This is a genomic window from Martinezella tropici (genome assembly GCF_003287875.1).
Taxonomy (GTDB): Bacteria; Pseudomonadota; Alphaproteobacteria; order Rhizobiales; family Rhizobiaceae; genus Rhizobium; species Rhizobium tropici_C.
The window spans coordinates 43017-55890 of sequence record NZ_QMKK01000043.1 but is presented as its reverse complement, the minus strand read 5'-3'; the positions used below and the strand labels follow the sequence as shown (position 1 = coordinate 55890).

14 protein-coding genes are annotated in these 12874 nt (G+C 58.9%); 4 read left to right on the top strand and 10 right to left on the bottom strand.

Annotation, left to right across the window (positions count from 1 at the left end):
- The first annotated feature begins 46 nt into the window (after nucleotides 1-46).
- Nucleotides 47-1456 (top strand): L-serine ammonia-lyase, encoded by a 1410-nt coding sequence (locus DQ393_RS18050; RefSeq protein ID WP_112343122.1) that lies wholly within the window; start codon nucleotides 47-49, stop codon nucleotides 1454-1456.
- Between the two features lie 59 nt (nucleotides 1457-1515).
- Nucleotides 1516-1950, top strand: coding sequence for a DUF1489 family protein (locus DQ393_RS18045; RefSeq protein ID WP_112343121.1), 435 nt, complete (start codon nucleotides 1516-1518; stop codon nucleotides 1948-1950).
- 13 nt (nucleotides 1951-1963) lie between these two features.
- Here the strand turns inward: DQ393_RS18045 and DQ393_RS18040 are convergent, their stop codons facing one another.
- The 7 genes from DQ393_RS18040 to DQ393_RS18010 form a co-directional block, all read right to left on the bottom strand.
- Complete coding sequence (locus DQ393_RS18040) at nucleotides 1964-2239, bottom strand: hypothetical protein (protein ID WP_075856917.1); 276 nt, start codon at nucleotides 2237-2239, stop codon at nucleotides 1964-1966.
- A gap of 127 nt (nucleotides 2240-2366) precedes the next feature.
- Complete coding sequence (locus DQ393_RS18035) at nucleotides 2367-3857, bottom strand: D-alanyl-D-alanine carboxypeptidase (RefSeq protein WP_112343120.1); 1491 nt, start codon at nucleotides 3855-3857, stop codon at nucleotides 2367-2369.
- Nucleotides 3858-3974: 117 nt separating this feature from the next.
- Nucleotides 3975-4745 carry a hypothetical protein gene (locus DQ393_RS18030; RefSeq protein WP_112343178.1) on the bottom strand — a complete coding sequence of 257 codons (771 nt, stop codon included), beginning with the start codon at nucleotides 4743-4745 and terminating at the stop codon, nucleotides 3975-3977.
- A 324-nt stretch (nucleotides 4746-5069) separates the two neighbouring features.
- On the bottom strand, nucleotides 5070-5675 hold the full coding sequence (locus tag DQ393_RS18025) for a transglutaminase-like cysteine peptidase (RefSeq protein ID WP_112343119.1): 606 nt from the start codon (nucleotides 5673-5675) through the stop codon (nucleotides 5070-5072).
- 388 nt (nucleotides 5676-6063) lie between these two features.
- Complete coding sequence (gene pip / locus DQ393_RS18020) at nucleotides 6064-7026, bottom strand: prolyl aminopeptidase (RefSeq protein ID WP_112343118.1); 963 nt, start codon at nucleotides 7024-7026, stop codon at nucleotides 6064-6066.
- A gap of 72 nt (nucleotides 7027-7098) precedes the next feature.
- On the bottom strand, nucleotides 7099-7728 hold the full coding sequence (locus DQ393_RS18015) for a PilZ domain-containing protein (RefSeq protein ID WP_112343117.1): 630 nt from the start codon (nucleotides 7726-7728) through the stop codon (nucleotides 7099-7101).
- Nucleotides 7729-7811: 83 nt separating this feature from the next.
- Nucleotides 7812-8474, bottom strand: a complete 663-nt coding sequence (locus DQ393_RS18010) for a PAS domain-containing protein (RefSeq protein WP_245430396.1) — start codon at nucleotides 8472-8474, stop codon at nucleotides 7812-7814.
- 314 nt (nucleotides 8475-8788) lie between these two features.
- Between DQ393_RS18010 and DQ393_RS18005 the strand changes: the two genes are divergently transcribed.
- Both DQ393_RS18005 and DQ393_RS18000 read left to right on the top strand, forming a co-directional pair.
- Nucleotides 8789-9559: a rhomboid family intramembrane serine protease gene (locus DQ393_RS18005; protein WP_112343115.1), complete on the top strand. Its 771-nt coding sequence runs from the start codon at nucleotides 8789-8791 to the stop codon at nucleotides 9557-9559.
- Nucleotides 9560-9723: 164 nt separating this feature from the next.
- Nucleotides 9724-10158 (top strand): CBS domain-containing protein, encoded by a 435-nt coding sequence (locus DQ393_RS18000; protein ID WP_112343114.1) that lies wholly within the window; start codon nucleotides 9724-9726, stop codon nucleotides 10156-10158.
- Nucleotides 10159-10381: 223 nt separating this feature from the next.
- On the opposite strand, the gene DQ393_RS17995 is transcribed toward DQ393_RS18000, so the two are convergent.
- The 3 genes from DQ393_RS17995 to folE form a co-directional block, all read right to left on the bottom strand.
- Nucleotides 10382-11341, bottom strand: coding sequence for a patatin-like phospholipase family protein (locus DQ393_RS17995; protein WP_112343113.1), 960 nt, complete (start codon nucleotides 11339-11341; stop codon nucleotides 10382-10384).
- Between the two features lie 106 nt (nucleotides 11342-11447).
- Nucleotides 11448-11897: a phosphoribosyl-AMP cyclohydrolase gene (gene hisI / locus DQ393_RS17990; protein WP_112343112.1), complete on the bottom strand. Its 450-nt coding sequence runs from the start codon at nucleotides 11895-11897 to the stop codon at nucleotides 11448-11450.
- A 25-nt stretch (nucleotides 11898-11922) separates the two neighbouring features.
- On the bottom strand, nucleotides 11923-12534 hold the full coding sequence (gene folE / locus DQ393_RS17985; protein ID WP_112343111.1) for a GTP cyclohydrolase I FolE: 612 nt from the start codon (nucleotides 12532-12534) through the stop codon (nucleotides 11923-11925).
- Nucleotides 12535-12874: the final 340 nt, after the last annotated feature.

The following is a 12874-nucleotide window of genomic DNA, read 5'->3' as shown; positions in this document are numbered from 1 at the left end:
GCGTAGCTTTGACGGAAAACGATTTGCCTGGAGGCACAAAAGGTCCATGTTTCTTTCAGTTTTCGATGTGTTCAAGATCGGTGTGGGACCGTCCAGCTCGCATACGATGGGACCGATGTCGGCCGCGAATCGCTTCCTCGACCTCGTGCTTTCGAACGAATGGCCCCGCCCGTCCTCGAATGTGCATATCGCCTCGATCAAGGTGAGCCTGCATGGTTCGCTAGCCCATACGGGTATCGGCCATGGCACGGGCAGGGCAGTCATTCTCGGCCTCATGGGCGAGAAACCTGACAGTGTCGATCCCGATCATATGGATGGCATCATCGACGAGGTCGAGCGCAGCGGGCGCATCACGCCGCCGGGCCACCCAGCTTATGAATTCCAGCCCAAGACCGATCTGATCTTCGACAAGAAGGTGCCGCTTCCCGGTCATGCCAACGGCATGAGCTTCTCTGCCTTCGACAAGGACGACCGCCTTCTCCTCAAGCGCATTTACTACTCCGTAGGCGGCGGCTTCGTCGTCACGGACACTGAACTGGAACAGATGCGCGCAGACAAGAAGAAGCCACCCGCCGCGGGCGAGCGCATTCCCTTCCCCTTTGCCACCGCCAAGCAGATGCTCGAAATGTCCGAGCGCTCCGGCCTCTCGATCGCGCAGATGAAGCGCGCCAACGAAGAGACGCGCATGAGCGCCGAGGAGCTGGATGCCGGTCTCGACCGCATATGGGCGGCCATGAGCAGCTGTATCGATCGCGGCCTCAAGGTCGACGGCATCATGCCCGGCGGCCTGAAGGTGCGCCGCCGTGCGCGCGCCATTCATGACAAGCTGCAGGAAGAATGGCGCAGCAACCGCATCAACCCGCTGCTCGCCAATGACTGGCTGAGCGTCTACGCCATGGCGGTCAACGAAGAGAATGCGGCCGGCGGACGCGTGGTGACGGCGCCGACCAACGGTGCGGCCGGCGTCATCCCGGCAACCATCCGCTACTATCAGCATTTCCACGAGGACTGGGATCAGGAAGGCATTCGCAATTACCTGCTGACCGCAGCCGCCGTCGGCGGCATCATCAAGCATAATGCCTCGATTTCCGGCGCCGAGGTCGGCTGTCAGGGCGAGGTGGGCTCGGCGGCGGCCATGGCTGCTGCGGGACTTGCCGCCGTCATGGGAGCAACGCCGGAGCAGATCGAGAATGCAGCCGAGATCGCGCTGGAGCATCACCTCGGCATGACCTGCGATCCGATCGCCGGACTGGTACAGGTGCCCTGCATCGAGCGGAACGCCCTCGGCGCGGTCAAGGCGGTCACGGCTGCCTCGCTCGCGATCAAAGGCGACGGCCAGCATTTCGTGCCGCTTGACGCCTGCATCGAGACCATGCGCCAGACCGGCTACGACATGAGCGAAAAATACAAAGAAACCTCGACCGGAGGCCTTGCTGTGAATGTCGTGGAATGCTGAGTGTGGACGCCTGCATCTAAAAGCTTGACGCTGCCGACCAAAAGGACTTCAACGGCACCATGGCTTTGCATCTCATCAAATTGTGCGTCGGCGCGGATTCGATCGAGGATTTGCGCGAGTGGGTATCCGAGCGGGCGATGAACGCCATTGCCGCCGGCCTGGAGCCGCATACGACCCATACGACACGCATGGTGCCGAAACGGATCGAGGAACTGCTGGATGGCGGCTCGCTCTATTGGGTGATCAAGGGACAGGTGCAGGCAAGACAGAAGCTTCTCGGGATCGAGACCTTCACCGACGCGGACGGCATTCATCGCTGCCGGCTCATCCTCGATCCGAGCGTCATCGAAACCACCGGCCAGCCTCGGCGTCCGTTTCAGGGCTGGCGTTATCTGCCGCAAGAGGACGTCCCGCGCGATCTAGACAGTCTCGGGGCTGCGGCTGAACTGCCCGCCGATCTTCGGCGGGAGCTCTCTGAACTCGGATTGCTGTAGGCCAGGCGGCTGCTTAGCGCAGCCGCATCATGATCGGCGCACGACCCGTTGGCGCGGTGATGTGCAGATGAATATGCGCTTCCGGCTGCGAATAGCGCCAGGCGCGCGCGCCGTGGCAGAGCAGGATGCCGATCAGATCTTTCGTCTTGTTGCGCGAGCGCGAGCGGCTGAGACCGAGGTCCGCCAGTCGCATCGCCGCTTCATGCAGCGGATGAAGAGCAAAGCTCTTCTGTTTCATCTTGCCCCCGCTATCGAGCGAGAAACCGGGAAAGTTCTCGTTCATTGCCATTTCAAAACCCCGTACACGTTACCAACTCAGGGCCGGCCCGTTTTGACATTCGGGACCGGAAAGCCGGGCGAGACACAAAGCCCGGCCAATCTGCAAATCATGCGGCGCGAAAATCGCGTCCGCACTCCTATTCCATGCTTGCCCAGCACTTCACGCCGGCACGCTTGAGCGCTTTACAGGCATTGAGCGCCGCACTCTGATCTTCGAAACCGCCGAAGCGGGCGCGATAGCCACCATCGAAGGCGACGGCGTAAGGCTTGGCCGCGCGAAGCGCCTTGCCACCTTTGCTCTTCGCCGTATCGAGTAGCTCGCTTGCGCCGCTCTTGCTCGAGGAAACGCCGATCTGAACGACCCAGCCAGTCGGCTCGCGCTCGGCTTTGGCTGTCTTTGCGACTTTCTCGGACTTCTCGGCCCGCTGCAGCTTAACCAGCTTCGTATCGGCCTTGGTCGTCGATGCAGTCGTCACGGTGTCGATTTCGTCCTCATCGCCGTCGTCCGAGGCGGCCACGGAAACGACTTCCTCGGAAGCGGGGCGCTGAACGGGTTTCGCCGATAGCAACGGGTTGCTGGATTGAGGCGTCACCGCTGCGAAGGCGGCCGCGCTGGAGGGATGCGCGTCGGTGATTTCGGCCGTCTCGTCGTTCTTGATTTTCGCACGGCTGATGTCAGCCATGCGCGCGCTGGCAGCCTGAACATTGGGAGCCGCGGTCGGCGCCTGCGCGATAACGTTCGAAGGAATATGTTTCGTCGATGCGAGAGGCAGGTATTCAGCGATCAGCTTGCGCATCTGATTGTCGCGCGCCGGCGTCGAGGCGCCACCCAAGACGACGCCCACGATAGAGCGCCCATCGATCTTCACCGAGGTTGCAAGATTATAGCCAGCCGCACGGGTGTAGCCGGTCTTGATACCGTCGACACCCCGCACGGAGCCGATCAAACGGTTGTGGCCGTTAATGACACGGTTGCCGAGACGGAAGCTCGTTTCGGAGAAGAAGCCGTAATATTGTGGAAAATGTTCGCGCAGAGCCACGCCAAGGCGGGCCTGATCACGCGCTGTCGTCATCTGCGCGGTATTGGGCAGGCCGTTCGGATTGCGGTAGGTCGTACGTGTCATGCCAAGAGCGCGCGCTTTGTCGTTCATCAGCCGCGCAAAGCCTTCCTCCGAACCGCCGAGCATTTCGCCAAGCGCCATGGCGGCGTCATTGGCGGATTTGGTGACGATGCCGAGGATGGCCTCGCGAACGGTCACCGAACGGCCCGGACCAATCCCAAGCTTCGTCGGCGCCTGGGCGGCGGCATTCCTGGAAAAGACAACGGGAGTATCGAGAGTGATGCGTCCGGCCTCCAGCGCCTCGAAGGTCAGGTAGACGGTCATCATCTTAGTCAAGGAAGCGGGATAGTGGAGCGTATCGGCGTTTTCGCTGTAAAGAACATTGCCGGTATTCGCATCAATGACGATGCCGGCATATTTCGTGCCGGCGGCATTCGCCTCGACTGTCACGGTGACCGTGGCCGTCACGATCGAAAAGCCAAGAAGCGCTCTCGCCAGAATCTTACCGGTTTGAGACGACGAAACGGAAAGAATTGATCTGGACACTAAATTACTCTCTGCTTGCATTTACATTCTCGATGATCCGGTCGCCGCCTCCATGAACGCCCGTTGCGTTCGACAGTAGGAGCTTAGCGTTACCAATCGGTTTATGATGAACAGTTGGTTTCAAGTTTTTGCGCCATTTTAGCGGCCGGCTGCGGCTGTTGTCGTGGGGTCGGCCTTATCGACAAGGCGTGCTCTGATGAAATTCTGGACGGCGGCGTCCATGGCGCGCCAATCCCCAAGCTGATTGCTGGAAAAGCGATAAAGAACGCTCAAATCCTTGCCCAGCTTGACATCCCGCTGGCAGTCTCCGCTCGTTGCCAGCGCCGGGGAGGCGGGAAGGAGGCAGCGCACGACATAATCGGTATCACCGGGACGCGGCGCGGTCAGAAGCACTTCGCCATTATAGCCGGCATCCGCGCGCAGCCGATGTGCGATGAGACCGAAGGGACCGGCATAGGCGGTACCATCCATCAATTGCGAATAGATCGGCTCCAGCCTGCCCGACATGTCACGAGACATCGTGCTCTGGCTGACCTGCAGGAAGATCAGCGACGACGACTGGGAGATATCATCGAAGCGCAGCCGATCCGCTTCGCTATAACCCTGCATTTGCGGCCAGGTCAGATAAAGGTCGACGCGCTCGGAGGTGCCATCCACGCGCTCGCTCGGGAAGCGGATCGTGTTCGCAGCCAAATGCAGGGTATCGTCGCCGATCGTAACCGAGATGGGCTTGGCATCGGTCGTATGTCCGGCCAAGGATATTTTCTCACCAAGCCAGTGACCACCGACGGAGATGGCAACGGTAAGAGCAGCCAGGACGGCAACACCGGCCGTGAGCCGATAGACGAAACCGCTTGAAACCAGCGGCCTTTCTTCAATCATTGACACGGATGACAGAGGAGGAGCCATGCTGTTGCCTTCGTTTCCTTCCGCTCCGGCCGCCGTCGCCTGTGACCAAATCGGGCGGCGACTGACTGGCTGAGTCTCGTTGGAAACGATGATTGGCGCCATGATGGTTAATCGGCGGTTAATTATAGGTCGTCAGCCATGCTAACGATGCGGCTAAATTCGCAGGATTTATCCGCGTTCATTCCGAGGAGCGCCGCTCAATAAGAAAGAGCCGTTCCCCGGGACAGTGGGAACGGCTCAGAGGCACCGGTCTGGACAGAATTCAGGGGACGAGACCGGGCCTCAGACTTTGACCATTGGCGCCGACGATCGCGTGCGGAAGGCCTACTTCAAGCTGCCGACTGCGACAGCTCGGCCATCCTGTATCTTGACCCAACGGGCCGGATCATCAGCGGATTGACGCTTGAGAAAGGTGTATTCGGTCTCGGACCAGAGCTTCACCTTGTTGCGCATGTTGTCGAGCACGAAATCGCCGCGATCGGTGCGAACCGTCAGAACGGCGTGACCTTCGCCATTCGGCTGCAGGACCACGGTCATCAACAGATCCGAGGGCGAGAAGCCGGCATCGATCAGCTGCTTGCGCTTCAGCAGTGCGAAATCCTCGCAGTCGCCGGCAGTCGTCGGGATCGCCCATTTCTCTTCGACACCGTAGAGTTCCATATCGGTCACTGGCTTGATCGTCGTGTTGACGGTGTAGTTGACCTTCAGGATCGTCTTCCAGTTGTCCTGGTTGAGGATGATCGGACCAGCATCGCCACCGGCATAGACGCATTCCCGCGGATTCTCCTTGCAGAACTCATAGTGGCCGATCGGCGGAGCCGCATCGCCGGTGATCGTCATGTTGGCGGGCGCGGCCTGAGCGAGACCGAAGAAGCCAAGAGTGGCGAATATCAATGCGGCGCAGCCGCGAATTGCAAATTGAAAGTTCATGTCCCTGTCCCTGTTTTTATTGGGATCAGAATGACACGCATGTTTTTATCCGGCGCAAAATTACGCAGTTAAATTAAGGACTTAGTTTATTCAAATCTGGATCAAACTTTCATAAAACACGCAAAAAACTTGATTCAACTTCGCGGAAAATTCGATTAAAATTTGAGTGATTTCGGTATTGGATAGGGGAGGCGAAATCCCGCATCGTGCTGCGCTGAAAGGACTTCCCGAAACGGATTTCTTAACGTCGGGCGACCATTTTCGGCGGAAAGCGTGCCACAACGAAACATGGCAATCGCGCAGACGCTCTCTCGCGGCGGTGAAAACCGCCGTTTGTGGTCGGACGTGTCCCATTTTGAGAAAGCCGGCTTAAAAATATTTCTGATTTTCATCGCTTGGTATCGCGGCGAAGCCCATCGGCTGCGCGAGTGATCGCAGTGGCCATTTCGGCGACTGCAGGCGAGTGGGCAGCATTCGCGACGATCACGAGATTCGCTTCCGGCCAGGCCTGCGACAATTCCCAGGCAGTAACGAGAGGCGCCTCCAGATCCAGCCGTCCCTGAATCATCGTACAGGGGATGCCGGCAAGCCGACGGATATCGCGCAGGATCTGGCGGTCCTCAAGCCACGCCAGATGGTGGAAATAGTGAGTGATGATCCGCGCTCGCGCAGTCAGATAGCGCGGATCGGACCAGCGCGGCGACAGGGTCACACGGGGATCGACCAGGATCGAGGCTGCCTCCCATTCATGCCAGTCCCTGGCGGCCTTTACATAGATTGCGGGATCCGGATCGTATAGAAGGGTATAGTAGGCGGCCACCAGATCGCCGTCGCGATCCTCTTCTGGCACCGCAGCCCGAAAGCGCGCCCATTCCTGCGGAAAGAAACGGCCAAGTCCGCGATAAAGCCAATCTATTTCGGACTGCCTCGTCATCGTTATTCCAACAAGCAGCAAGGCTTCGACCCGATGCGGATGGGTTTCAGCATAGATCAGCGCCAGCGTGCAGCCCCAGGAATTGCCGAAGACGATCCAGCGCTCCACACCGAGCTTCGACCGCAACTGCTCGATATCGGCAACGGAATGCCATGTGGTGTTGGCCGAGAGATCGATCGCCGGTTCCGATGCATGCGGGAGACTGCCGCCGCAGCCGCGTTGGTCGAACTGAATGATCCGGTAGTATTGCGGGTCGAAATAGCGTCTCGTTCCGGCGGAACTGCCGGATCCCGGGCCGCCGTGCAGGATGAGCACGGGAACACCTTCGGGATTGCCCGATAGCTTCCAATGAATCCGCTGACCGTCGCCGACGTCAAGCAGGCCTTCATCGAAGGGAGTTGTGTCCGGGTAGAGCATCTTGCCGCCACGCGATCGAGGAAGGACAGGCGTCGCTGTTTCGCGACGCGGCGTGACAGGAAGATGACGGTATCAGAGAAATTCGCGCAAGGTTTCCCGCGACTGCAGGGAGAGGAACTCGATCGCCACGCCCTCCATGAAATGACGCACCACGCGGCCACGCATGTTGCCGAGACGAACCGGCGTTCCGATTGCCGGACGTATCTCGACGTCGACGGCTGCGCCCGAAAGCGAGAGGTCCATGATACGGCAGACATATTGCGTGCCGTCATCGAGGGTAAGTGCGCTGCGCGCATCACGCGGCGTCAGGCGGTCGTGACGGCGGTCTTCCGGCAGGCCAAGCTCATGCTTGTTGGCAAGCCAGGTCAGTTGAGCGGCAAGCTTCTCGCGCTTCCGCTCGGTGGCGTTGATCGACATGCTGAAACCACGGCCGTCAACCGCGACGACATTGCCTTCGACGCGGCCAAGATGGTCGATGTAGGCGATGACCCGCTCGTCGGCGCGCGGACGTCCCGCGCAGGTGACATAGAGATCGCCCGGCGACATTTCCGTCACCAGGCACTCGAATTCCTCGTAGTTGGCCAGCATCAGGCGGCCCTGCATGTTGATCGGAACCCGCTGGAAGGTCCGTTGCTCACCGCGGACGGCGTTGCCTGCCAACTGGTTGGGCCGCGTCGCTTGGGCCGGTTGGAACGAGTGCATGGAAGCGTCTTGAATCCTATTGCGTCTCTCTCAACTATTAGCCGCGACTCCTTAAAGTAAGGTTGTCTTTTCCAAGGTATAACTCAAGGGCGACGGCCGATTCTGTCCCGTCCCGGATCAATTCCGGCACGATCGCGGCTATTCTTTGCTTGATTGAGCTTTCGACGCATCCAATCTCCAAGGCTTGCGCTTCCCTGAAGCGGCAGAAGATCCGTCGGATCGGGATGGGGAGGAGAGGCCACGAGCCGTGCCGGGCGCTCATAGAGCAGGCGGCTGCGATCAAGCGCCAGAAATTCCAGACGCTCATTGCCGAGCCATGTCGAATGAACGGTGGGCGTCAGACACCCCAGCAGCCTGTCGCAAATATCGCTGGATGACCGTACCGGCATCAATATCATTTCGAAGGTCATGCTGCGGCCGCTGATGCAATAGCCGGTGGCATGGATAGCGGCTGGAATGACATGTCTCATCACGCCGGCGGCAATGCGCACCGGATCGTCCTGCTGGCTGCCGGCCCATAGCGCCGCGAAGTCTTCGCCGCGAATCTCGCGGCCCATGAGATTGCAGATCGCCGTACCCGCAAGCCGGAAACGCGGATTGTCGTCCACGGTGTTTTCCATGATGAACAGTTCCGGAAGAATATGGCTGACCGCCGAGGGCTGTATCAAATTGCGCAAGGGGGCATCCGCGCTGCCGCGTATCTGTTCCCAATAAGTAAATATGTCGATGCTCGTCTTCTGGCGCATCTCGCGTCCGTGTCCCATTTCAATTCAATTGCCCAGGCATTCATTGCCTCCAACTCCGGCGTTGCGAATTCCATGCCAAGACCGGGTCGTTAGGGTTAACGAATGGTTTCGATTGCCTTTCGCGGTAGCAAATGAAAGGAATTGCTCATCACTTCACGAAGTGACCTTCAGCACGAACTTCACGGGTCCCGGGCCGGCCTCAAGGTCAATTCCGGAAGAAGTGCCCGATACGCCGCCCGCCTTTGTTGGGCGGCTTTTTTTTTGATTTTCGCTGCGCTATGTGTCGATGACCTTCATAGAAAGCCGAGCAAGACATGGATGATGAACAGCTGCCGCGCCAAGAGCCGGAAGATCCGCGGCCGCGTCAACGCGCTCCTGCTTTCAATCTGCCTCCCGTCATTCTGGCAAGCCTGGTCATCCTGATCATCGTTTTCGCGATCATGAACCTGCCGTGGTGGTCGGACGATACGCTGAACTGGATTTATTTCACCTTCAGCTTCATTCCGGTGCGCTACGCCTTTCCCCTGTCGCAGCAAGGCCTGGAATGGCTCTGGACGCCAGTCACCTATTCGCTGCTGCATGGCGGGGTCGAGCACATCGTCTTCAATAGTCTGTGGCTGATGGTTTTTGCAGCTCCCGTGGCGCGGCGCATCGGAACCTCGCGTTACGTCATTTTCTGGATTTTTTCGTCTGCGGCGTCCGCCTTCATGCATGCCGCACTCTATTGGGGTGATCAGACGCTTCTGATAGGGGCATCCGGAGTCGTCTCGGCGCTCATGGGTGCGGCTTGCCGCTTCGCTTTTCCCGCCATGGACGGTCGACGGACCTCCATGCGGGAGGCGCATCTCAATCCGCGCCTCTCCATTCTCGGCTCGCTTCGAAGCCGTACCGTCGTTGCCTATATCGTCATGTGGATTGCCGGTAACGCCCTCGTCGCCTTCGGAATCACGCTTGCCGGCGACAGCTCGCAGCCGGTGGCATGGGATGCCCATATTGGCGGTTTCCTGTTCGGATTCCTGCTTTTTGCGCTGTTCGACCGGCAGCCGCGCGAGGCGCCCCAGGAAGCTTTACCACTCGATGAATGAGCTGTTGCTTTCTTACTGACACAGGCGCACCATTACGATCCGTCGGTCGCGAAATGAGGAGATCGACCCGACCGACGGGCAGGGCGCCGGTTTGAGCTCCGGGGTAATTTCGGAACATATCGGACCTTCAAGTGTTGATCATGCTTTCGAGATGGGAGGATCGAATGTCAGTTTCCGTAAAGGCCATACTGGAAGCCAAGGGTCGCGACGTCGTTACGACCGGCGGCAATACGACCGTTGCCGAGGCCGCGAAGATTCTCAATGAGAATCGCATCGGCGCCATCGTGGTCGTCGGGCCGGGCGGCAAGATTTCCGGCATCTTCACCGAGCGGGATGTCGTCAATGCCGTTGCCAAGCATGGCCATGAATGCCTTGAAAAGCCGATCGCCTCGATGATGACGGCGAAAGTGCATCGCTGCAAGGAAGACACCACGACCGACGAGTTGATGGAACTGATGACCATGCGCCGCTTCCGTCACGTTCCCGTCGAGGAAAAAGGCAAGCTTTCCGGCATCATCTCGATCGGCGACGTCGTCAAATGGCGTATCCGCGAGATCGAACTCGAGGCAGAGCAGATCAAAGCCTATATCGCCGGGTGAGGTGAGGAGCGGTTTGGCGCCCGGAGCAATCGACCCATCGGGTCGCTTGCGGCGATGAATGCGCTGAGCCTCAAGATGAAGGGCCGGATTGTCCGGTATCGATAGAGCCTCTTTCGCTCTCGGCGGAGAGGCTCAGCTTTTCACGAAATCGCTGATCCGCTCTGTCTCATTATTTTCCAGCGATTCCGGACGGAAAAACGCCTCGCACTTTTCCTGGAGTTCTCTAGCGCGCGTATGCTTCCTGCATGCGGCGGATTTCCGGCAATCTTGCCAGAGCTTCCTCATAGCCGCGTTCGATGGCCTCGCCGGCGCGATGGAATTCCGACAGGCCGATATCGCTAAGGCGCGGATGCAGCGCAAGATCGGGCGGATCGCCGGCCAGACGAGCCCGGGCTATTCTATCCTGGATGATATTGAAAGCCTGGACCATGACGCCGGTCATGCCAAGTTTCATGGGCGGCGTGTCTTCACGCCGCACCAACTCGCCGCTCAACGGGCCGACATTGTGCTTGACCACGGCAGAGCGACCGAAGAGGTCATAGTTTAGATTGACCGCCGCCACGAGTGGCTGTTCATACGAGCGGCATACCGAAACCGGTACGGGATTGACGAGAGCGCCGTCGACCAGTGTACGGCCATTGGTTCGCACCGGTTCGAAAATGCCGGGAAGGGCATAGGAAGCCCTGAGTGCCGTGATCAGGGAGCCATTGGCAATCCAGACTTCATGGCCGGTATTCAATTCCGAGGCGACGGCGACAAAGGGACGGTCCAAATCCTCAACGGAGAGGCCTTCCAAATGCTCCTGCATGCGCTTGGTCAACCGCATTCCGCCGAACAGCCCACTGCCGCCGATGGTCAGATCGAGAAGGCTGGCGATGCGGCGCATCGTCAAAGAGCGGGCAAAGGCTTCGAGCTCATCGAGCTTGCCGGCGAGATAGCAGCCGCCGACCAGGGCGCCGATCGAGGTGCCGGCGATCATGCCGACTTCGATACCTGCCTCGTCGAGCGCGCGCAGAACGCCGATATGAGCCCAGCCGCGCGCGGCACCGCCGCCAAGCGCCAGGGCGATCTTGACTTTCTTGGGTGGTGCGGGAGGGAGAAGCGGATTGGAGGTATCCTGCGAGAGGCTTGAACCGGTCAAGTTCTGTCCGCCGTTATGACGATTCAACCCCCAATTCAGCATTTGAAGCCTCCTTCGAGGCCCCAGGTGCCTCCGCTAAAATACTGTCCCTTTTTCGTTTCCAAATCGTATATCGGTTGTGGCATCACCGATCGTTTCGCCTTTGGGTCTACTGCTTGTAGACTTCTTCCGGATCGAAATGCAGATGATCGTCGACCACGTTCAACACGGGCTTGCCATCTTCAAGCTCAACCGTTCGATAGAAGCAGGAACGCCGCCCAGTATGGCACGTCGCGTCATGTCCGGCGACCTCCACTTTCAGCCAGATGGCGTCCTGATCGCAATCCGTTCGGATTTCCTTCACCGTCTGAAGGTTTCCCGAGGTTTCGCCCTTTTTCCAGATTTTTCCACGTGACCGGCTGAAATAATGCGCCGTACCCGTCTTGATCGTCAGGGCGAGCGCCTCGGCATTCATATGGGCGACCATGAGGAGTTCGCCGTCATGCACATCGGTCACGATCGCGGTGATCAGGCCGCGATCGTCGAAACGAGGTGTGAAATCGCCTGCATCCTCCAACTCGGATTTATCTTCGGAGGGAGCGTTGAAAATCAGATTCATCTCCGGCTCTTTCGTTGAAGCCCGGTCAGCGACCCCGGACCAAAGACATGAAACGGGCCTGCTCGGCCGGATCGGCCTTGAAGGCGCCCGTGAAGGTCATCGTCAATGTCGAGGAGCCTTGCTTTTGCACGCCGCGCATGGCCATGCACATATGCTCTGCGTCAATCATCACCGCAACGCCGCGCGGACGCAGCGTGTCATCGATCGCATTGGCGATCTGGGCGGTCATGGCTTCCTGCGTTTGCAGGCGGCGACCGAATATATCGACGACGCGCGCGATCTTGGAAAGACCGAGAACGCGGCCGTTCGGCAGATAGGCGACATGCGCCTTGCCGATGATCGGCACCATGTGGTGTTCGCAATGGGAGAAAAACGGAATGTCACGCACGAGGACGATGTCGTCATAGCCAGAAACCTCTTCGAAGGTTCGACCGAGCACGTCTTCGGGATTCATGTCGTAGCCAGCGAAAAGTTCGCGATAAGCCTTCGCGACGCGCGCGGGCGTATCAAGCAGGCCTTCGCGCTGCGGATCGTCGCCGGCCCAGCGCAACAGAACGCGAACTGCGTCCTCGGCTTCCTTCTGCGTCGGACGTTCGGAATCAACGACTTGCGGAAAGTTCTTTACAATGGCGTCCATTACCTGTGGATCTCCTGACCCGCTACGCGGATATCATTTTGTCGGACTCGCCACTGGCATTTCCCATATAAGGGGCCCCACATAAGGGGCTTACGTACCTTTGGCGGGCTCCGGGGCGTTCTGGCTGGCGGACAAGCCTGCCGTCCTGCACGGTTTCCCATCAAACTTACAGAAGACCATTGCATTTCGATGGTCTTCGAACGACATACATATAGTATGGCATTGTCCCTGTGAAAGTGTCCTAAACGGACACGCTGTGTTTTTTGTTACGAAACATTAGAGCCTTGATGATTTTAGGTCTGCTCGACCTGAAATCTCAATCTGCTCTAGAATCGAATAA

Coding starts and splice junctions, on each gene's coding strand:
- DQ393_RS18030 (WP_112343178.1), bottom strand. CDS start 4,745: ATGGCTCCTCCTCTGTCATCCGTGTCAATGATTGAAGAAAGGCCGCTG.
- DQ393_RS18025 (WP_112343119.1), bottom strand. CDS start 5,675: ATGAACTTTCAATTTGCAATTCGCGGCTGCGCCGCATTGATATTCGCC.
- DQ393_RS18005 (WP_112343115.1), top strand. CDS start 8,789: ATGGATGATGAACAGCTGCCGCGCCAAGAGCCGGAAGATCCGCGGCCG.
- DQ393_RS18010 (WP_245430396.1), bottom strand. CDS start 8,474: ATGCGCCAGAAGACGAGCATCGACATATTTACTTATTGGGAACAGATA.
- DQ393_RS18050 (WP_112343122.1), top strand. CDS start 47: ATGTTTCTTTCAGTTTTCGATGTGTTCAAGATCGGTGTGGGACCGTCC.
- folE (WP_112343111.1), bottom strand. CDS start 12,534: ATGGACGCCATTGTAAAGAACTTTCCGCAAGTCGTTGATTCCGAACGT.
- DQ393_RS17995 (WP_112343113.1), bottom strand. CDS start 11,341: ATGCTGAATTGGGGGTTGAATCGTCATAACGGCGGACAGAACTTGACC.
- hisI (WP_112343112.1), bottom strand. CDS start 11,897: ATGAATCTGATTTTCAACGCTCCCTCCGAAGATAAATCCGAGTTGGAG.
- DQ393_RS18015 (WP_112343117.1), bottom strand. CDS start 7,728: ATGCACTCGTTCCAACCGGCCCAAGCGACGCGGCCCAACCAGTTGGCA.
- DQ393_RS18040 (WP_075856917.1), bottom strand. CDS start 2,239: ATGGCAATGAACGAGAACTTTCCCGGTTTCTCGCTCGATAGCGGGGGC.
- DQ393_RS18045 (WP_112343121.1), top strand. CDS start 1,516: ATGGCTTTGCATCTCATCAAATTGTGCGTCGGCGCGGATTCGATCGAG.
- pip (WP_112343118.1), bottom strand. CDS start 7,026: ATGCTCTACCCGGACACAACTCCCTTCGATGAAGGCCTGCTTGACGTC.
- DQ393_RS18035 (WP_112343120.1), bottom strand. CDS start 3,857: ATGCAAGCAGAGAGTAATTTAGTGTCCAGATCAATTCTTTCCGTTTCG.
- DQ393_RS18000 (WP_112343114.1), top strand. CDS start 9,724: ATGTCAGTTTCCGTAAAGGCCATACTGGAAGCCAAGGGTCGCGACGTC.